At 54.8% G+C, this 18,742-nt stretch carries 18 protein-coding genes and 1 pseudogene; 4 read left to right on the forward strand and 15 right to left on the reverse strand.

Annotated features, from left to right (window positions below; translation table 11 throughout):
- Positions 1-32 precede the first annotated feature (32 nt).
- The 9 genes from C1J04_RS05335 to C1J04_RS05375 form a co-directional block, all read right to left on the reverse strand.
- Complete coding sequence (locus C1J04_RS05335; protein ID WP_174226601.1) at positions 33-806, reverse strand: ABC transporter permease; 774 nt, start codon at positions 804-806, stop codon at positions 33-35.
- A 10-nt stretch (positions 807-816) separates the two neighbouring features.
- Entirely contained in the window at positions 817-1,668 is an 852-nt protein-coding gene (locus C1J04_RS05340; RefSeq protein ID WP_009826297.1) for an ABC transporter ATP-binding protein, read from the reverse strand.
- Between the two features lie 200 nt (positions 1,669-1,868).
- A complete protein-coding gene (locus tag C1J04_RS05345; protein ID WP_254655151.1) occupies positions 1,869-2,582 on the reverse strand; it encodes a TetR/AcrR family transcriptional regulator in 714 nt (237 codons plus the stop codon).
- Between the two features lie 175 nt (positions 2,583-2,757).
- Entirely contained in the window at positions 2,758-4,347 is a 1,590-nt protein-coding gene (gene ggt / locus C1J04_RS05350) for a gamma-glutamyltransferase (RefSeq protein ID WP_037954216.1), read from the reverse strand.
- A 71-nt stretch (positions 4,348-4,418) separates the two neighbouring features.
- Positions 4,419-5,432, reverse strand: a complete 1,014-nt coding sequence (locus tag C1J04_RS05355; protein WP_009826300.1) for an ABC transporter ATP-binding protein — start codon at positions 5,430-5,432, stop codon at positions 4,419-4,421.
- On the reverse strand, positions 5,429-6,403 hold the full coding sequence (locus tag C1J04_RS05360; RefSeq protein WP_009826301.1) for an ABC transporter ATP-binding protein: 975 nt from the start codon (positions 6,401-6,403) through the stop codon (positions 5,429-5,431). Before C1J04_RS05360 ends, C1J04_RS05355 begins: the two co-directional genes overlap by 4 nt.
- A complete protein-coding gene (locus tag C1J04_RS05365) occupies positions 6,400-7,299 on the reverse strand; it encodes an ABC transporter permease (RefSeq protein WP_037954218.1) in 900 nt (299 codons plus the stop codon). Before C1J04_RS05365 ends, C1J04_RS05360 begins: the two co-directional genes overlap by 4 nt.
- Complete coding sequence (locus C1J04_RS05370) at positions 7,296-8,246, reverse strand: ABC transporter permease (protein ID WP_009826303.1); 951 nt, start codon at positions 8,244-8,246, stop codon at positions 7,296-7,298. Before C1J04_RS05370 ends, C1J04_RS05365 begins: the two co-directional genes overlap by 4 nt.
- A complete protein-coding gene (locus C1J04_RS05375) occupies positions 8,246-9,850 on the reverse strand; it encodes an ABC transporter substrate-binding protein (protein WP_009826304.1) in 1,605 nt (534 codons plus the stop codon). The genes C1J04_RS05370 and C1J04_RS05375 overlap by 1 nt, the downstream gene beginning before the upstream one ends.
- A 173-nt stretch (positions 9,851-10,023) precedes the next feature.
- Here C1J04_RS05375 and C1J04_RS05380 point away from each other — a divergent pair, with 173 nt between their 5' ends.
- Positions 10,024-10,332, forward strand: a complete 309-nt coding sequence (locus tag C1J04_RS05380) for a GntR family transcriptional regulator (protein ID WP_114865257.1) — start codon at positions 10,024-10,026, stop codon at positions 10,330-10,332.
- Between the two features lie 121 nt (positions 10,333-10,453).
- On the opposite strand, the gene istB is transcribed toward C1J04_RS05380, so the two are convergent.
- From istB to C1J04_RS05400, 4 genes are all read right to left on the reverse strand, one after another.
- Entirely contained in the window at positions 10,454-11,218 is a 765-nt protein-coding gene (istB, locus tag C1J04_RS05385; RefSeq protein ID WP_114865258.1) for an IS21-like element helper ATPase IstB, read from the reverse strand.
- Positions 11,215-12,714, reverse strand: a complete 1,500-nt coding sequence (gene istA, locus C1J04_RS05390) for an IS21 family transposase (protein WP_114865400.1) — start codon at positions 12,712-12,714, stop codon at positions 11,215-11,217. The genes istB and istA overlap by 4 nt, the downstream gene beginning before the upstream one ends.
- Positions 12,715-12,927: 213 nt before the next feature.
- A complete protein-coding gene (locus C1J04_RS05395; RefSeq protein ID WP_114865259.1) occupies positions 12,928-13,386 on the reverse strand; it encodes a hypothetical protein in 459 nt (152 codons plus the stop codon).
- A complete protein-coding gene (locus C1J04_RS05400; protein WP_114865260.1) occupies positions 13,383-14,447 on the reverse strand; it encodes a hypothetical protein in 1,065 nt (354 codons plus the stop codon). The genes C1J04_RS05395 and C1J04_RS05400 overlap by 4 nt, the downstream gene beginning before the upstream one ends.
- Before the next feature lie 223 nt (positions 14,448-14,670).
- Here C1J04_RS05400 and C1J04_RS19290 point away from each other — a divergent pair, with 223 nt between their 5' ends.
- The 3 genes and pseudogenes from C1J04_RS19290 to tnpC form a co-directional block, all read left to right on the forward strand.
- Complete coding sequence (locus C1J04_RS19290; protein WP_009825779.1) at positions 14,671-15,066, forward strand: transposase; 396 nt, start codon at positions 14,671-14,673, stop codon at positions 15,064-15,066.
- Positions 15,063-15,416 carry an IS66 family insertion sequence element accessory protein TnpB gene (gene tnpB / locus C1J04_RS19295; protein WP_009825780.1) on the forward strand — a complete coding sequence of 118 codons (354 nt, stop codon included), beginning with the start codon at positions 15,063-15,065 and terminating at the stop codon, positions 15,414-15,416. Before C1J04_RS19290 ends, tnpB begins: the two co-directional genes overlap by 4 nt.
- A gap of 54 nt (positions 15,417-15,470) precedes the next feature.
- Positions 15,471-16,544 (forward strand): annotated as a pseudogene (gene tnpC / locus C1J04_RS05410) (IS66 family transposase); the annotation flags it as partial.
- Positions 16,545-16,950: 406 nt separating this feature from the next.
- Here tnpC and tcmP read toward each other — a convergent pair.
- Together tcmP and C1J04_RS05420 are read right to left on the reverse strand one after the other, a co-directional pair.
- Positions 16,951-17,880, reverse strand: coding sequence for a three-Cys-motif partner protein TcmP (gene tcmP, locus C1J04_RS05415; protein ID WP_114865261.1), 930 nt, complete (start codon positions 17,878-17,880; stop codon positions 16,951-16,953).
- A complete protein-coding gene (locus tag C1J04_RS05420; RefSeq protein ID WP_114865262.1) occupies positions 17,847-18,680 on the reverse strand; it encodes a DUF5131 family protein in 834 nt (277 codons plus the stop codon). The genes tcmP and C1J04_RS05420 overlap by 34 nt, the downstream gene beginning before the upstream one ends.
- Positions 18,681-18,742: the final 62 nt, after the last annotated feature.

Genomic DNA, 18,742 nt, shown 5'->3' on the forward strand with positions numbered 1-18,742 from the left:
AGCTTTCCTTATTTCGATGAGGGGAGGGTTGGTTAGGACATTGCGATGTCATTGCCGCGGGTTGCCCATCCTGTGACGCGCCTTTCGAGAAGCGAAAACAGGGAGTAGAGGGCCACACCAAGCAGAGCGAGAATGATCAGACCTGCGAAAACAAGCGACACTTGGAAGTTCGATGAGGCGGTCATCATCACGTTCCCGATCCCGCGGTTGGAGGCCACGGTTTCGGACAGTACGGCACCGACAAAGGACAGCGTGATCGCAACCTTCAGCGCCGCAAAGAAGTAGGGCATAGTGCGCGGCAGCCCGACATTCCACAGAATTTCTCGCTTTGACGCGCCAAGCGTTTTCAGCACGTCTTCAAGGTCGGGTTCTGTTGTCGCAAGTCCAGTGGCGATATTGACCACAATCGGGAAGACGCAAATGACCATTGCGGTTAGTACCGCTGGTGTCGTGCCCGATCCGAACCAGAGCACAAAAATCGGGACTACTGCGACCTTAGGAATGGATGAAAAGCCAACCAGCAGTGGCGAAGCGACGGCGTAGGCGACTTTGGATGTACCCACCATGACACCCAAGGCTGTTCCAATCGCGACACCAAGAACAAAACCGGTGAGCGTTGAATACAACGTCTGGAGGATGTGGGGCACCAAAATCGGGAACTTGATCCACAGCGTCACGAGGATCTCGGACGGGCGCGGCAGAACAAGGTCAGAGACATCCAGCAATACGCAAAGAACCTCCCATATCAGAAAGAAGCCGAAGATCAGGGAAAAGGACAGCATTCTGATGCGATTTTTCTCGGTCATAGCACTCATCCTATTTACGGACCTGTACGATCAGCTCGCGCAGGCCTTGGGTCATTTCGACAAATTCGGGGCTGTAGATCATGCCAATGTCCCGGGGCTGCGGGATGTTGACGGGTTCGTCTGATATGACCCGGCCGGGTCGTGCACTCATCACGCAGATACGTTTTGCCAGAAAGCCGGCTTCGCGAAGATCATGTGTGACCAGTAGCACCGTCGGTTTGCGGTCCAGATACAGGTCCTGAAGGATTTGCCAAAGTTCTTCGCGCGTGAACTGGTCCAGCGCTCCGAAGGGTTCATCAAGCAGCAACAGATCGGGTTCGTGGATGAGGGCGCGACAGAGGTTTGATCGTTGCAACATTCCGCCGGACAACTGCCATGGATAGTGATTAGCAAAATCCTGAAGGCCGACCTGTTTTAGCAAACGATGTACGCGGTCTCGGTAAGCCCCTTTACGATCCTTGTGGAATGTCGCCTTGAATGGAGCCACGATCTTGAGCGGCAGCATCACGTTCTGCTCGATCGTTAGCCACGGCAGCATCGTGGGGTTCTGGAACGCCATACCGATGCGCAGTTGTTTGGCTGAAGCTTCTCGCCCGCCAACAAGGACTACACCAGACGACGGCTGTATCAGATCGCTGACCAAGCGTAGGATAGTAGACTTGCCGCAACCAGACGGGCCGACAAGCGCCACGAAATCACCTGCATCCATTTTCAGAGAGGTCGGTGACAGTGCTGTTACAGCAGCATCTCCCTTGCCGAAAACAACAGACGCCGTCTGTAGTTCCACTGCGTAGCGATATGGCACCGACTCTGCTTGAAGGGGGGTGCCGGTGCTTTGTTCATGATGATTTAATATGTTCATGCAGTCATCAAACTGCAGAGCCGTGAGCCTATAAATGAAATTAAGTAAAAAATTTTAGAATTAAATTACTCCGCTCAAGAAAGAGGCGCGATTTTGGCCGCTGGCGCGAAAAGACAGCACTCAATGTTCCCTTAATGGGGGAATTTAGGCTTCTTTCTCGTTTGATTAATGCCACGCGCCGTTTTTACAGGACAACAGCGCTAATGATTCTGGATGCCGAGATAGCTCAGAATGACGTCCTTGGCGTGTTGCCGACGTTCTTCTTGCCACGCGTCGTCATGGAGGTTCTGGCCGACAACAATGCCAAGAGTGGCAGCGTTGTTCAGGTGGTGGGCTGAAAGGGCGACAATACTAAGATATAGCTGGGCAGGATCAGGCTTTCGACTGAACACTCCGCTTGAATATCCGCGCTCTACGAGATTCCGAATTGCTACGATGAGAGGCTCCGACATGTCACGCATCACCGCTGAACGCGCGATGTACATCCCGTTCAAGGCGTTTTCATTGCGCGTCATTTTGCGGAAATCGGCGTTATTTTTAAAGTAGTCGAAGGTGAATTCTACCAATTCTTTCAACTTCGTCACAGGATCCCCTACGCTAAAATTTAGCTGCGCTTCTTGGTCTCGGATCTGTTGAAAAATGTCTTCAAGAGCCGCGATGTAGAGCTGCTCTTTCCCACCAAAATAATGGTAGATCATACGCGAGTTGCACTTGGCAGCCTTTGTGATGCGATCAATCCGTGCGCCGTGGAAACCGTGTTCGGCAAATTCGTCTATAGCGACAGCCAATATTTCGGCTTGTGTCCGCGTCGCATCGCGACTTCTGAATTTGGGGGATTTTGTTGGGGCGTTAGGACTACCACCACATTTTGCCGCCATAATTTCCCCGTATCGACCGTTGTTCTTATCTACCACATCTTCTCAGGCCATCTAATCGGTTCGAAACCGGATGGTAAAGCTGGCGTGAAAGTCCCTTAAGCTGACGGTGAGCCCAATGAGAGGCGGTAAATTGAAGAGATAATTTGGGGTTCAGATACCGCAAGCCGCCGATATTTTTGCATGCTGAACCCCAGTAGATCGCAAGAAATTATTAAAATCCCAAAGCCATTCCGTCTTTTCTTGAGTCACTACCACCTGTCAGCAAGCCTGTATCTGGGTCGATATAGATTGCCTGGCTCCCACCTATCGGGGATTCTTGTAAGGCCAGCACGTGCCCGCGCGCCGTCAAATCTTCGCGCACCTCCAAGGCAACACTTGGTTCAATATCCAGCACTCCATCATGCGCAAAGCTGCGCGGTGCATCCATTGCTTCTTGTATGTCCATTCCCAAGTCCAGCACGCCAGACAAAAAGGCAGCGTGGCCAGCCGCTTGATAATGCCCGCCCATGACGCCGAAGGGCATCACGGCGACACCATCTTTGCAAAGCATTCCTGGGATGATCGTGTGCATGGGGCGTTTGCGTGGCGCAATGGCATTGGGATGGCCTTCATTAAGCCGGAACGACGCACCCCGAGAGTGAAAAAGAACACCTGTGGTTGGATCTAAGCGCGTCGAGCCAAAACCGTGGAAGATTGAATTGATGAAAGACAGCGCATTTCCCTGTGCGTCAACGACGCTGAGATAGATCGTATCTTTATGCTCTGGCTCATTCCAAAGCGTAGGGGGCATAGCGCGGCGCATGTCGACCCGCGCGGCCAGTGCGTCTACGACCTCGTCAGACAAAAGTGTTTCGACAACATCTGGGCAGTCTGCAGGATCAGCGATCAAAGCATCGCGGTGATGGTATCCAAGCTTAGTTGCCTCAGCGTGCAGATGGATGCGGTCAGCGTCGGAAAGCCCCTTACCCATGTCAAAGCGTGACAAAATGCGTAAAATGAGAAGGGCCGCCAAGCCTTGCCCGTTCGGTGGACATTCAAAGACATCATGATCTCCGTAACGCGATGAAATCGGTTCAACCCAGTGCGCTTGATCCCGACCTTCGTGGAAATCCGCTTCGGTGTGCAGCCCACCAAGAGATTGCAGATGTGCCGCCATTTTCGCTGCAACGTCACCTTCATAGAATCCTGCAGCGCCTTTTTTTGCTATGATCCGCAGACTTTCGGCGAGCAAGGGTTGTGCGTGCATGTCGCCCGCTTTCGGCGCTTTACCGTCGGGCAGAAACAGCTTTGCTGCATGTTCGTCGCCTGCAACTAAATCTGCGTTCGCAGCCCAATCCATCGCGACGCGCGGTGTTACAGGGTAGCCGTTTTCGGCGTATTTTATCGCGCGTGCGAATAACTGGTCCATTGGCAAAGAGCCATGATCCTTGTGCAACAGGCACCAGCCCGAAATGGCACCTGGGATCGTGACCGAATGTGGACTTGTTTGGGGGATCTCATCCGTGAGATCTGCATTTCTTAGAGCTTCGACCGTTGCAGCAGCTGGCGCGCGTCCCGACCCATTCAGGGCCTTCACCTTACCGCCTTTTGGCGCATAAAGCGCAAAGCAGTCTCCACCTATACCCGTCATCAAAGGGTCGACGACACACTGCACAGCCACTGCCGCAATCGCCGCATCTACTGCATTGCCCCCTTTGGTCAGGATCTCATGGCCGGCTGAGGTTGATAACGGGTGAGAGGTTGCGATCATCGCTGAGGACGCGAGCGTACTGGGGCGGCGAGCAGAGAAGAAGTCAAACATTTCGGGTTTCCTGTAGTTAGCACCACTTGCCATGGGCTCGCGATGATCTTGTGTTAGCTGAAGAGGAACGACTATTTTGAGACCAGTGGATGCAGACACGCGACTGCGCGTTGAGGGCTGAGCTTTCCCAACTGCGGATCCTTCAGTCGGCAATCGTTCTGCGCGCTTGGGCAACGTGTCGAAAAACGGCACCCTTCTGGCAAGTTGAGAGGGCTTGGGATCTCCCCGGGCAATGGTTCTGAAAGCGGCTCAAAAAATTTGGGTGCAGCGGCACGAAGAGCCGCAGAGTAGGGATGAGATGGCGCATTAAGAACAGCGTCGGTCGGGCCAGTTTCGACGATACGGCCAAGATACATGATCGCGATTTCTTCGCAAAGGAAGCTCGCGACTCCAAGGTCGTGCGTAATGAAGATGAGCGTCAGGCCCATGTCTCGCTGTAACGACTGCAGTAGAATTAATAGCTGTGCTTGCGTCGACACGTCGAGCCCTGAAACAGCTTCGTCTGCAACCAGCACTGTAGGCTCCGATGCCAATGCGCGCGCGATAGCCACGCGTCGCACCTGTCCTCCTGACAACCCCGATGGATAGCGCTCAGCAGCGTCTGCAGGCAATCCGACCCTATCAAGCAGTTGCGCAACACGTGAGGCTTCGTCTTCGCGCGATACGATATTGAAGTGCCGAAGCGGTTCTGCAATCAGCGCGCCAATCGTCATACGAGGGTCGAGTGACCCACGCGCATCTTGATAGACCATCGCAACATCGCGTGCAAAGTCGATACCAGTCGCGCGTCCTTCCAGAATGGGTTTGCTGTTATAAAGCGCACGCCCCCCGCTTGGTCGGTCCAGCCCCAGCAGGACCCGAAGCAGGGTAGACTTACCCGAACCGCTTTCTCCGACGACTGCAAGGGACGTGCCTTTGCGAATATTAAGCCTCACCCCATCCAAAGCACGAAGACCTACCGTTTCGCGGCTAAAGATGGAGCGCCCTGGTTTGGGGACTTCGAACACCTGCTCAACCTCGATCAGCTCGAAGATGGGTTGCTCGGGGACAGTCGTATTGGTTTCGGCTAAGGTTTGCACAGTCATTCGGGGTTCCAACACGCAATATGGTGATCAAGCGAGCCTGTCGCGGTCTGCTGGGCTGGCACAAGAGGGGGTGCTTCGTCCGCGCATCGCGTCACTGCGCGTGGACAGCGCGTGCAAAACCGGCAGCCGTTAGGCATTTGCCCGTGAGACGGCACAGTTCCTTCGGGAACAGGTAAGTCTTTGGTACCGATTTCGAGCACACAGGATTTTAGTTGCTTAGTGTAGGGATGGCGATGTCGTTCAAGTACATCGCGTGCTGGGCCGCTTTCGACGACTTGTCCCGCATAGAGCACCGCGATCCTATCACAAGCCTGACTGGCAAGGGCCAGATCGTGCAGCACAAACACACAACTTGCGCCACGTTCACGGGTCAGTTGCAGGATCAGTCGGACAATTTGTGCTTGAATCGTGACATCCAGAGCCGAAGTCGGCTCGTCAGCCAAAAGCAAATCCGGACTACCTGCCAATGCGATAGCAACCATGACCCGTTGCTGCATGCCTCCTGATAATTGGTGCGGGAAGGCAGACATTCTGCCTTCGGGGTCATTGATGCCAACAGAGGCAAATAGCGCAACCGCTTGTTTTCGGGCGTCAGCCTTCGATAGCCCGTGGATGCGATGTAAGGTCGTGCTCAGCTGACGTCCGACTGTGTATGACGGGTTCAACGCAGTACCTGCATCTTGGAAGATCATAGACAAACGTCGGCCGCGAAGCTTCACCATCTTTCGCTCAGATAGCGTGAGAAGGTCACCTTCGCCAATCAAGGTAGCGCTTCCGCTGACCCTCGTATTTTCAAGCAAGCGCATGATCGCAGTGGCGATAGTCGATTTTCCAGCACCGCTTTCGCCGACCAAAGCCATTGTCTCTCCCTGTCCAAGGGCAAGCGTGACACGATCCAAGATTTTAGCGGCACCTCGAAAGACGGTGAGGTCCTTGATCGACAAGACATGATTCACGGTCATATCGCTCATGACTCTCTCCGTAGTTTGGGATCGAATTCTTCGCGCACTCCGTCGCCGACTATCGACAGGGCGATCAGCAAAAGAGCCAGAGCAAAACCTGGCATCGCAGACATCCAAGGTGCAAAGCTGACAAAATCGCGTCCTTCAGCGATCATGAGGCCCCAATCAGGTGTCGGGGGCGTGACGCCGATGCCCAAAAACGAAAGGGATGAAGAAACCAGAATGGCCTCTGAGACGCGTATTGTGACCTGAACGGCCAACGGGAAAATTACATTTGGTAAAACATGACGTAAAATCACACGGAGGTATGAAATGGACATCAGTTGCGCAGCCTCGATGAAAAGCTGAACGCGTACCTGCATCACGTCACTGCGCACCGTTCGCGCAAAAGGCCCTATCATGGAAAGGCCAACTGCGATGACGACCTTGTCTACACCTTGCCCCAGGATCGCGATGAATGCGACGGCGAGGATCAGCGACGGCAATGCAAGGATGGCGTCGATCAACCGCATCAGGCCCCATTCTGCCCACCCACCCGAAAGACCTGCGGCGAGCCCGATGATCAGCCCGCCAACGGCACCAATCATGACAGAGAAAATGCCGATAATAAGCGCATATCGTGCGCCGTATATGACCCGCGACAGGATATCTTGGCCGTAGCTATCTGTGCCCATCCAATGCACCACAGTGGGTGCTTTCATCATGACGTTAAAGTCCTGCTTAATGGGATCGAACGGGGCGACATAGGGCGCGAAAATCGCGGCCAGCACATAAGCTGCTGCAACAAGCAAAGCTGCGGTGAAGAAAGGCCGCCGTATGAAAACAGATCGACGGGATTTCGCAGCGGGTGAAGGGGTGTCCACAATCGGAACCGCGGCGACGCCCTTGGTCATTTGAACGCTCATTTTCTGGTCCTCAGTCGTGGATCAAGGAAGGGGTAGGACAGATCGACCAGCAGGTTGACGCCGATGAACAAAACCGCCGTCATCATAACGCCGGCCTGAACCACGAGGTACTCACGCCCCAGAACAGCAGAGGTTAGCATTTGGCCAACGCCAGGTAAGTTGAAAACTGTTTCTGTAAGGACAGTCCCTTGCAGCAGCACACCCAGTTGCAAGCCAAGAATTGTAACAAGCGGCATGGCGATGTTGCGCACACCATGCACCCAGACGACGCGCCAATTGGGTTCACCGCGTGCGCGAGCCGCTGCAATATAAGGTTGCTCCAACACTTCGATCAGTGTCGCGCGGGTAAGGCGGGTAATCATCGCGATGAAGTAGGTCGAAAGCGTAAGGCCGGGCAGGATCATGTGGTAAATGCCCAGCCAGAAGTTCTCCCACGGAGAGACGTAGCCCATGACCGGAAAAAGTTGGAGCTTCACCGCGAAGAACCAGATCAGCAAGATGCCCAGAAGAAACGAAGGAAACGCCGTGCCGGTCAGGGCAAGTACAGCCGATCCAGCATCAAATATCGTGTCCTTCTTTATGGCTGACAATACGCCTAAAGGAACACCAACAAGAATTGCGAAAAGAAGCGAAAAGGAGGCGAGGGTCAGCGTGACAGGCAACGCCTCCTTAAAGGCATAGGTGAAAATCTCTGCGCGCGCGACATAGGATGTTCCCCAATCGCCCTGCACAAACTGGATCGCCCAATTCGCGTACTGGACAAGGAATGGTTGATCCAACCCCAGTTCGGCTCTTAGTGAATCGTAGCTCGCTTGAGAGAACTCTGACCCGAGCATGATCTGAATTGGATCGCCCGGTGCCAGCTTCAAAAGTCCGAAGCTGGCGACCGACACGACGAATAAGACAACGAATGTCTGCGCGATTTTCCCCAGTGCCTTACCGAGCATCAGCCAATACTCACAGTGTGTAGGTTCACAAGGTCAGCTGGGATATATTGGAACCCCTTAACTTTGGTAGAGAAGACTTTGTAAATCGGCATGTGGGCCATGACAGCGATGCCGGCTTCGTCCATCAGCAAGTCTTCTGCCTTGTTGTACAAAACGCGTCGTGCTGCTGGATCCAACTCGACCTGAGCTTGTGCGCAAAGGTCGTCAAAGTCGGTGTTCACCCAACCGCCAAAGTTCCATGCCCCGTCCGATTTAAATTCGGGATAAAGTGTTTCATCAGGGTCCAGGTCGGCAACCCATTCAAAGTCATAGAGGTCAAAATCGGAGGCGTTGCGGCGCTTCACCCAAGTTGCAGGCTCCACAAGCTCCAGCTTTGCTTTAATGCCAATTTCGGCCAGCATCGGGGCGACAGTTTGAGCCACTCGTGTACCAACAGGACCGCGTTCTGCCATCATATAGACGGCTTCCACCTCACCTTGGTTAGCCGCCTTGGCGCGGAAGGACTTGGCCTTTTCCAGATCATACCACTGACCGCGGCCGCTGGACGCAATGTCAGGATCAAAGAAGTCGGTCATCGGAGGCGAAATAGGCGTATACGCTTTCTGCGCACGACCAAAGTACGCCTGTTTCACGAGGGTATCTCGATCCAGAGCCCAAGCAACAGCGCGACGCAGATTAACGTCGTCAAATGGACCGCGTTTGCAGTTCATCCCGACAAAGGTGTAGTTCCCCTCGATCTCTCCGTACAGGTTCGCATTCGGGAAAGCTTCGACCTGATCGACGAGCTGCATCGGGCAATCGGTCATGCCGTCGATTTGGCCGGACATTAACGCCGCAAGCGCAGTCGAGGCCTCGTTCATCAGAACAAATGTCGCACGCTCAAGCTTTGGCAATCCAGGTTCGAAATAATCGGGGTTTGCTTCCAGTTCGATTGCGTCGTTTTCTTTCCAGGAAACAAACTTGAACGGGCCTGTTCCAACAGGATTCCGCCCATAGTCGGCACCATACTTCTGTACGGCAGCGGGACTAACGATCGTGCCCGCACGTCCGGTCGAACCGTTCAGCGCGACGGGCAAGAAAGCGTATGGTTGCGAGAATGTTAGCTTCACGGTCAGCGGGTCGACGACCTCGATATTGTCCAGCAGAGCTAATTTCCACGCGTGTGGTGACTTGGGTTCCCCTTCTTTGACACGCAGTAGCGAGAATTTGACGGCTTCAGCATCACAGGGTGTCCCATCGTGGAACTTGACGCCACCACGCAGCTTGAAGACGTGAACTTTGTCATCCTCGATGTCCCAGCTCTCTGCCAAGTCGGGTTCGAACGTGACGTTCTTGCCATCGTAGGCGATTTTGAGAAGACCGTTGTGGATATTGTTGATGATCTGAATGGACGACAGAAACCCAGTGAAGTGGGGATCCAAGGTATCAATGACCTTGATGGACGCGATTTTGATGTGACCGCTTTGTTGTGCACGTACAAGAGACGGTGCGCCGGCGGTTGCAGCTGTTAGAATGCCTGCACCAAGGCCCTTAAGTACTGTTCTACGTCCGAAGCGTGCGGACAGACGTTCGGCAAGAACTTTTTTGTGATCGATCGGTTTCATATTTTGTTTTCCCTGTTGGCATTGTCTCCTCCCTTGATCGTTTTGACCGACAAGTATTTGCGCTGGGTTTGTCCCAGTTCGCCGGCCTCGCGTCGGTTTTGAGGCATTCTGATACCGAACTCTCCGGGTTGTTCGGCATCATGTGATTAAAGCTTGCAAGCACATGTATACAAATGGAAGCTAAAAGAGCACAAAGCGACGGGATTGGATGGCTGATGATTATTCGTGCAGCAGATTGCATCTTTGAAAGCCTGATAGAGACTATTATGGTCGGCGAATTGGCCGCGGGCGAACCACTTGTCGAAAAGTCACTGGCCGAAAAATTCGGTGTATCGCGTACTCCGGTAAGGGAAGCCTTGCATCGGCTGGCCCAAGCAGGCCTCGCCGAGCGTGGATCCCGGCGCGCCTACTTTGTACGCGAGATGGCACCCGAAGACCTTTCTGAACTATTCGAAGCCACTGGAGTGTCAACGGCGGAGTAAAATTCGGCCATTGTGGCGGAGCAAAAGTCGGCCAGTTTGGGGCGAGCGCCTTGGAGCGTGCGGCCCTCATATAGCAAGCCCGGTCCAAGGCGCATTGGCCGTCAGGCCAATTCTGTGAGGTTCATTTGTTAGCGGCGGCGAGGCGGGCGCGGCTTTGATTGAGGCGGTAGCTTTCGCCGTTCATCTCGAGGATGTTGACGTGGTGTGTCAGCCGGTCCAGCAGCGCGCCGGTCAGGCGTTCGGTGCTGAAGGTTTCGGTCCACTCCTCGAAGGGCAGGTTGCTTGTGATCAGGGTCGACCCTCGCTCGTAGCGCTGTGAGATCAGCTCGAACAGAAGCTCGGCGCCGGTTTTGCTCAAGGGGACGAATCCCAGCTCGTCGATGATCAGCAGTTTGACCTTGGCGAGTTTGCGCTGGAGTTGCAGGAGGCGTTTTTCGTCGCGGGCCTCCATCATCTCGTGCACGAGGGCTGCGGCGGTCACGAAGGCGACAGGCAATCCTTTCTGGCAGGCAGCCAGTCCCAGCCCGAGGGCGACATGGGTCTTGCCGGTGCCGGAGGGACCGAGCGCGATCACATTCTCCTTGCGTTCGATCCATTCGCAGCGCGCCAGCTCCAGCACCATCATCTTGTTGAGCGACGGGATCGCCTTGAAGTCGAAGCTGTCCAGGCTTTTGATGGTCGAAAACTTTGCGGCCTTGATCCGGCGTTCCACCATGCGCCGTTCCCGGTCGATCAGTTCCAGCTCGGTCAGCCGGGCCAGGTAACGCACGTGATCTACGCCTTCAGCGGCGCAGATACGGGCCTGCTTGTCATGTTCATGCAAGAACGTGGGCAGCCGAAGCGTTTTGAGATGGTGGGCCAGCAGCAGTTCGGGTGCATCCGTCATGCCCCACCTCCTGCCAGCAGGCTCATGTAGGATGCGGCGGAGGTGGTGGTGATGTTGGTTCTGGGCAGGAAGGGATAGACATCCAGATCCAGCCTCGGAGGCCTTTGCTCGACCCTGCACAAGATCAGGTGCTTGATTGCATCGAAGCTGACCGCTCCCATTCGCAGGGCATCTTTGACGGCAAGATGCAGCACGTCAATCTCGAAGCGCTCCAGAAGGCGCAGGACCTGCACATACTCGCGCTTGCCGGCCTTTCCCTGCCGGGCTTCCAGCAGTCGGCGCAGGGTTTTGAACGCTTCGGGCAACTCCCAGCCCTGCAGAGGCGCGGCCTGATCGAAGGACATGATCTTGCGTTCGATCAGCGCCAGGTAATGCAGTGGATCAAACACCATGTCGCCGGTGTCATAGGAGCGCGAATGCTCAGCGATCACCTCGGCGCCGCAGCCGATAACAACCCGGGTCACGAAGCCCTTGATCCAGACCGCACGGTGGCCGTAGGCAACCGGCACCGAGTAATCATTGCCGCGATAACGCACCACCGATGTCGATGTGACCTGGCCACTTTGCAACTCACAAGCCTCAAAGGGGGTGCCGGGCAAATCCCGCATCGCCGCGAGATCGGCCTTCAGCCGTTCCCTGATGCTGACCTTGTGGCCACGCAGAACATCACCCTGGCGCTTGCGGCACTGCTCTTCCAGGTGAGCGTTGAACGCGTGCCAGTCCGGAAAGGACGGGATCGGCACCATGAAGTTGCGACGTCCGTAGCCGACCAGCCCCTCCACGGCCCCTTTGTCATTGCCCTTGCCGGGACGGCCATAGCGGTCCCGAATCACGTAATGCGACAACATCGCGCTGAACCGCTGGGTTCTTTGCCGGGAGCCATCCGGCAGAATCCGGGCTACCAGGCAGCGGTCATTGTCATAAAGAACCGACTGGGGAACCGCGCCGAAGAACGCAAAGGCATGGACATGGCCGTCAAGCCACGCCTCGGTATTGGCCGCAGGATAGGCCCGGATGTAGCATGCGTCGCTGTGCGGCAGATCGAGGGCAAAGAAGTGTGCCTTCTGCTCGACGCCGCCGATCACGACAAGCGCTTCACCAAAATCGGCCTGTGCATGACCGGGCGGATGGCTCAGCGGCACGAACATCTCCTTGCCGGTCCGCTTCCGGTCTCGAACGTAATCCTTGACGATGGTGTAGCTGCCATCAAAACCGCACTCGTCCCGCAACCGCTCGAAAATACGCTTGGCGGTGTGACGCTGCTTGCGAGGGCGGCTCCTGTCTTCAGCAAGCCATTGGTCCATCTGGCTGGTGAACGCATCCAGCTTCGGGCGCCTGATCGGCGCTGTCCGCCGATATCCAGGCGGTTCCGAATAGGCCAACATCTTCGCAACACTGTCCCGGCTGATCCCAAAATCCCGGGCAATCTGACGCCCGCTCAATCCATCCTGGAAATGAGCGTGACGCACCTTCAAATACAAGTCCACGGTGTATATCCCCAAGCCCTCCCGAAATCCGAAAGGGCAAAAGTGGACGACTTTTACGCCGCCCGCGACAACACTATGCCGTCGCTACCGTGGCCGAGTATTGCTCCGCCGTTCACAGGCGGAATGTCCGCTTCGGCGTTGAGGCAAGGGTGCTTTCGCGCATGCAGCGAATGTCTGGTTCCCGCCGTCATCGTCATCGTCCTCCGCCTTTGCCCTTTCGCTTTACCCAAGCTTATGCAGTTCTTGCGCATCTCCAGGGACAACAGGTGAAATTTTTCGTCCAGTTCGCTCCTGATAGGTGAAGACACGGTCCATGTAGCCAACGCATCTCAGCCCCTTCCTATTCTCAATGTGTTCCTGCAACTGTTCGTCAGTCACATCATCATACTCTGGCATGTCTGGCAGCTTGATAGCGGTCGGCAGAGATAGCCCCATTACGGCCTCCGAGGCCTCTGCCATGACGTTCCTTAGTTCAGCCACCTTCATATGATCTATGATATAGCTGTCATGAACCGACAGGATCGGGATGCCTTGCTTGGTAAAGTGGCGATGGACATGGGCGGTGATCTGACTGTCCAAGTACATGAGATGAATGCCACGATCAGTGAACAGGTGGTCGGCTAAAAGCGGGTGCTTTTCGAGGAACACAGCGAGCAGCTTATCTAATTCCTCGTTCTTCATTCTTTTCCTCGGTGCGCGCTAGGAAAACTCTCTCTGAAGGCGCGATAAGCTGATGATTTTTCCTTTGCATTGATTGCAGTAAGGACCAATTGCTTCACAAGCTTTCGTGTCAGTTCAGGTGGATAAGCCTGAAATAACGTTAGAGGGACATCATAGGGATCACCCTTCAGTTCCATCCCAGCTTTGGCATAAAGCATAGCCACATGTAGGCCCTTAAAATCGACCTCGATTGTGGGCTGATCATCAATAAAAATCTTCGAGCGCCAGTCACCATTAACCCGTTGCCACCATCCACCATAGAACCTCCCATTCATTTCCCAGTTACTACGACTGAAGACACGCCGGGATCGCGCAGTATCAGCGTTGATATGAACGTGTGACGCTTCAAGTTCTGGGTGCACTTCGATGACCGGCTTATCCAGTGTGGCAATGTCGATGAAAGATGCGGCCAGAAGGTCGTTGTACGCCTTGAGTTCTTCGCGCATCGCAATCGTTTCTGCGATATCGACATACTCAACCTCTTTACCGACTTTGTTTGCCTCCTTGGCATCCCTAAGGATGATAATTTCTTCCCCCTCGAAGCGGGTCACGTCATCCCGAATGAACTTGGCTTCTCGGAACTTGGTCTGGAGTTCTCCGGAGGCCCTAATTCTGGTCGTTCTGTTCCCTCTTGCACCCGGACCTGCGTAGCTGCCTTTCGCTAAATCCAACAGGCCAGCAGCGTCGAGAGCTTTTATGATCGGTATCAGGCTTTTTGAAAGATGCAGTGCGTTGTAGCGAGAGTTGGTTTTCCATGCGTTGGGTGACATGGAGACGCCAATACTTAACTCAGGATCATCTAGCCAAGCTACATACAGGTCCAGAATTAGGACCCTCAGCTGCTTCTTAAATGGAGTCTTCGGTTTTGGCCCAGTCCTAGCGTTCCCTCCGGCCTCCCCAGTAATCGTCTCTGGCAAATAGCCCTCCCAGAGATCATCTACCAATGCCTTAACCTCAGGATGATCTGACCACCTGTGGACGTCGATCGGGCGTGAGTACGTGGGGTCTTGGATCTCTGTCATGGGGCCTGCTTATTTTCCTTATGGTTGATAGCAACAAAAGCGATAAGGCAGGAGGATACTAGCCCTAATACTAGGGCCCAGGTTAGGTTTCCCCTCTTAGGGATACCCACTTAGGACCTCTACCTCTCTTTCTTCTTCGTAAGCGATGCACCGACCCCACCTTCCTTGTAAGCCCCTGATCTGAGATTCAGCCCTTACGGATGGATTATCAGGGAGTTTCTCCATGGAGCGCTCAACGGAGCTTCTCAGTAACATTGATTTGGTTGTGGGCCCGCGTGGTCACCGCCGGTGGCCGGATGCGGTGAAGGCGCAAATTGTGGCCGAGACGCTGGTGGAGGGTGCCTCGGTGGACGCAGTTGCTCGGCGGTATGACATGCGGGCCAATCATTTGTCGGAATGGCGGCGGATGGCGCGGGAGGGCAAGCTGGTTCTGCCTGCCTTGGCTGAAGAACCGAGCTTTGCAGCGCTGGTTGTGCGCGAGGATGTCGATGTGGCACCTGAACCTGCGCAGCTGTCGCCGTTGGATCTGATCTGTGGTGCTGTCACCGTGCGATTGGATGCAAGAACATCAGCGGCGCGCATTGCCGAGATTGCTCGCGCCTTGAATGCGCCCTCATGATGTTCCCTTCAAACCGGGTGCGGATCGTTGTGGCGACCAAGCCGGTAGACTTCCGCAAAGGTCATGACGGTCTGGCAGCGCTTGTCAAAAACGAGTTACGCAAAGACCCCTTCACGGGGACCGTATTTGTTTTCCGCTCGAAACGGGAAGATCGGCTGAAGCTGTTGTATTGGGACGGCACCGGGCTGGTCATGGCTTACAAGAGGCTGGAGGAGCATATCTTCACCTGGCCCGCCATCAAAGATGGCTTGATGGCGCTGAACCACGCCCAGTTTGAAGCGCTATTCTCAGGATTGGACTGGCGGAAAGTAAGGGCTTTGTCCGCGCGTCCGCCGACTGCGGCAGAATGAATCAGGCCGTCTTTTGCAGGGGTATTGAGGTGCAGGAAATGGTAGTCATTCCCCATGTCAAAACCTGCCGAGCTCCCTAATGATATTGAGGCCCTGAAGGCGCTGCTTGCCGCCTCAGAGGACCGCAATCTGCGCAAGCAGGATCGTATCGATCAGTTGGAGAAACTGGTTGCTGACTTCAAGCGTGCGCTGTTTGGCGCACGCTCTGAGAAGGCCGATCCCGAGCAGTTTGAGCTGGCGCTGGAAGACATCGAAACGGCGATGGCGGCGGTCCACGCTGAAGATGACGCCGTGGATCCACCTGCATCGCGCCCGACAAAACCGCGCAATACCAACCGTGGCTCACTCCCCAAACATTTACTGCGTATTGAAGAAGTGATTGCGCCCGATAGCATGACCTGCGGCTGCGGTGCTGAGCGCCATATGATTGGTGAGGATACGTCTGAACGATTGGACATCATCCCCGCTCAGTTCCGTGTGATCGTTACCCGCCGCCCAAAGTATGCATGTCGGTCCTGCACCAATGGGGTTGTTCAGGCACCCGCACCCGCCCGGCTTATCCCTGGTGGTATGCCGACAGAGGCAACGGTGGCGCATGTTCTTGTCAGCAAATACGCAGATCACTTGCCGTTGTATCGCCAAGCACAGATTTACAGCCGTCAAGGCATTGATCTGGATCGCTCCACCCTTGCAGGATGGGTCGGCAAGGCAGCCTATGAACTCCGTCCTGTCTTCGATGCGTTAATGGCTGATCTGAAAAGCTCAACCAAATTGTTCATGGATGAAACAAGAGCACCAGTGCTTGATCCTGGCAAACGTAAAACCAAAACTGGTTACTTCTGGGCACTGGCCCGCGATGATAGGGCTTGGTGTGGAGCGGCTCCACCGGGCGTTGCCTTTACATATGCGCCCGGGCGTTCCGGCCAATATGCAGATGACATTTTGAAAGGCTTCTCTGGCATCCTCCAAGTGGACGGATATGCCGGGTATAACCGCTTACTCAAACGCGCCGATGACAATGTCGACTTGGCCTACTGCTGGGCCCACGCACGCCGCAAACTGCACGAAGTTGCACAATCTGGCACTGCCCCCATCGCCGAAGACGGGCTGAAACAGATCGCTGCGCTCTTGTAGAGCGAAGGAAATGCTGGCAGAAACAGGGCTTTTAATCCGGAAGAGCCATGATGTGCCCGGAAGATGCCGGATGACTATCCAGCCTTAAAAATATAGCGATTGATGCGAAATCACCCAAAAACACGTGATTGTCGCGCTGCCAAATAAGCTTCGCACCTAAGGTGCAGAAACCAATGGCCAGAAAATGTAGTCCATAAAAATAAGGGATTCGGTGTCGCAAGGTGGGACGGCGACGGCGGCTAACAGCAAAGGCGTCCCACCTTGTTCAAACCCCTTTTAAACATAGCTTTAACAACGATCGAAGTTCGGACGGTTCAAATAAAGGTGGGACGCTTTGGGTCGATCATTTCCCAGTCAAACTTGCATCGAATTCTCAGGTAATCTTTGTAGGTTGCTCAGGTCACCAAGGCAGGTTCGTCTGTCCATCGGCGATTGTGCCCTCTACGGATCCGACTGTCTTCAGGTAGGCCCGCGTCATCAGCTTAGGTGCTTCTGGATGATCGCTGGCGTGAATAAGGTAGAATGATCTCTTCTTGCCAGTGTCGTTCTGGAAGATGGGAAAAGCGTTGACGTGCTTGTATCCGAGCTCAAAGCTGAACCGGGCCGCCACTTGATCGACCATCCCGATCTGGGTCAGGTTCTTCAGCGAGGTCCACTCCGGCCCTCCCCACCACCTATCAATTTCTGCGATCCGGTCGGGCGTTTTGGATTGCGTCAGCGATCGGTGTAGCCATGAAGCGCCGAGAAAATACATCAGCTCAATCTTGGTGCGACCGCCTCGATTGGCTAAAGCCTTGACGGTAGACCAATGGCACTCGGTATTTCGTTGATCCAACAGCGCGAAGATCGCAGCCCGTGGCGTAAAGCGGTCGCTCTTTAGTATGTCGTGGACAATCTCATTGAAGTCACCTTCGTGTACAAAGACCCTTCTTGAACGAGGTTCCCGGTGATGCTCCGCCTTCAGAGTTCTGAGCTGCTTTATACCCGCGGGATCGATGTCGCACAGCCAGAAATTTCTGATCCGCTTAGGTTCAACTTCCAATACGCGCCGCGCTGTCCAAGCCTCTTCGTGGCCACGGCTTTGCGGCGCGGCAAAGCCGTCAATGTACATGCCACCGTTCGTCACTCGTTGAAAATTGGACAAATACTCAGCGATAAGCTTGCTCTTCGAATTTGTCTGGCTAGGCGGCGGGCCGACGCCCCTTTCAGGAATCCTTCCGCCCTCGAAGACGAACACGCTCTTCGGGGCCTTCCCACCTAGCAGATCAACGGGGAAGAGTTCTGGCTGTTCTGAACTCAGGTCGCGGCCCTCTGTGGCAATTGATCCCACTCCTGACCGTCCAGTTTTCTACCCGCGAGCTTCTTGCCGATACGGATCATCTCTGTACCGTCAGCGGCCTTCGCTGTTGCCGTGCGTTTAGCGGTAAGCAGATTGATGCCGTCACCAGGAGCCCAGTCGCCCCACTGCTTGAAGTGGAATGCGACCTCTTGTTCCATGCACTGAGCATGTAGATCGCGGAACCACAGCGGTGAAGCTGGACGTGCCTTTGGGCCACTTTCGCCGCCGGTGATGACCCAGTCGATTGTGGAGCCAAGCCATTTCTTCAAATCAAGTGGTCCGAGCAACGGCTCTGCCGAGATAAACCGGACCTTGGCAGGAATGCTCTCCAAATACGGCAACAGCTCATCTGCACGGGTCTGCAGCTCAACGGTTGTTCCAAGCCAGACGTTGTCGGGCCAGTTGTCCGTCCACCGCGCAAGGCGTGCGACATTCTGTGGACGCTTCGTGAGAAGGAGCCAGTCAAGATTGGGTGTTGCTTCGATCAGATCAAAGAGCCGATCCCGCGTCTCGAGCAGTTCGTCGCGGTCCTCGAACACATCCGCCATGGAGGCACAAAACACGCGCGGACGCTCGTCTGCACCTTCTGCATCCCGGTTCCATTTCAAGGGCTGTCTCCAGTGATTGTCACTGAGAAAACGGCGCTCGGGCTTTGGCCCCCAAACATTCTGACCAACACGCTTTGCCCATGCCTCGGCATAGCAATGCTTGCAGGCCTCCGATACCTTGGTGCAGCCCCACCAGGGATTGAACGTATGTGTCGTCCATTCGATCTTTGAATTCGCGCCCATGATGTTCTCCTTTACGAAAGTTCTCGCATAGATATCATTGGCTGGGAACCCACCGTTAATTG

Source organism: Sulfitobacter sp. SK025 (assembly GCF_003352105.1).
In the GTDB taxonomy this organism is placed as follows: domain Bacteria; phylum Pseudomonadota; class Alphaproteobacteria; order Rhodobacterales; family Rhodobacteraceae; genus Sulfitobacter; species Sulfitobacter pontiacus.

Bases quoted from the DNA above. Each gene is read 5' to 3' on its own strand.
- ggt (WP_037954216.1), bottom strand. From the start codon at position 4,347: ATGTTTGACTTCTTCTCTGCTCGCCGCCCCAGTACGCTCGCGTCCTCA.
- C1J04_RS05370 (WP_009826303.1), bottom strand. From the start codon at position 8,246: ATGCTCGGTAAGGCACTGGGGAAAATCGCGCAGACATTCGTTGTCTTA.
- C1J04_RS05380 (WP_114865257.1), top strand. From the start codon at position 10,024: ATGGAAGCTAAAAGAGCACAAAGCGACGGGATTGGATGGCTGATGATT.
- C1J04_RS19290 (WP_009825779.1), top strand. From the start codon at position 14,671: ATGGAGCGCTCAACGGAGCTTCTCAGTAACATTGATTTGGTTGTGGGC.
- C1J04_RS05375 (WP_009826304.1), bottom strand. From the start codon at position 9,850: ATGAAACCGATCGATCACAAAAAAGTTCTTGCCGAACGTCTGTCCGCA.
- C1J04_RS05355 (WP_009826300.1), bottom strand. From the start codon at position 5,432: ATGACTGTGCAAACCTTAGCCGAAACCAATACGACTGTCCCCGAGCAA.
- C1J04_RS05360 (WP_009826301.1), bottom strand. From the start codon at position 6,403: ATGAGCGATATGACCGTGAATCATGTCTTGTCGATCAAGGACCTCACC.
- C1J04_RS05335 (WP_174226601.1), bottom strand. From the start codon at position 806: ATGACCGAGAAAAATCGCATCAGAATGCTGTCCTTTTCCCTGATCTTC.
- C1J04_RS05400 (WP_114865260.1), bottom strand. From the start codon at position 14,447: ATGACAGAGATCCAAGACCCCACGTACTCACGCCCGATCGACGTCCAC.
- C1J04_RS05420 (WP_114865262.1), bottom strand. From the start codon at position 18,680: ATGGGCGCGAATTCAAAGATCGAATGGACGACACATACGTTCAATCCC.
- tnpB (WP_009825780.1), top strand. From the start codon at position 15,063: ATGATGTTCCCTTCAAACCGGGTGCGGATCGTTGTGGCGACCAAGCCG.
- istB (WP_114865258.1), bottom strand. From the start codon at position 11,218: ATGACGGATGCACCCGAACTGCTGCTGGCCCACCATCTCAAAACGCTT.
- C1J04_RS05340 (WP_009826297.1), bottom strand. From the start codon at position 1,668: ATGAACATATTAAATCATCATGAACAAAGCACCGGCACCCCCCTTCAA.
- C1J04_RS05395 (WP_114865259.1), bottom strand. From the start codon at position 13,386: ATGAAGAACGAGGAATTAGATAAGCTGCTCGCTGTGTTCCTCGAAAAG.
- C1J04_RS05365 (WP_037954218.1), bottom strand. From the start codon at position 7,299: ATGAGCGTTCAAATGACCAAGGGCGTCGCCGCGGTTCCGATTGTGGAC.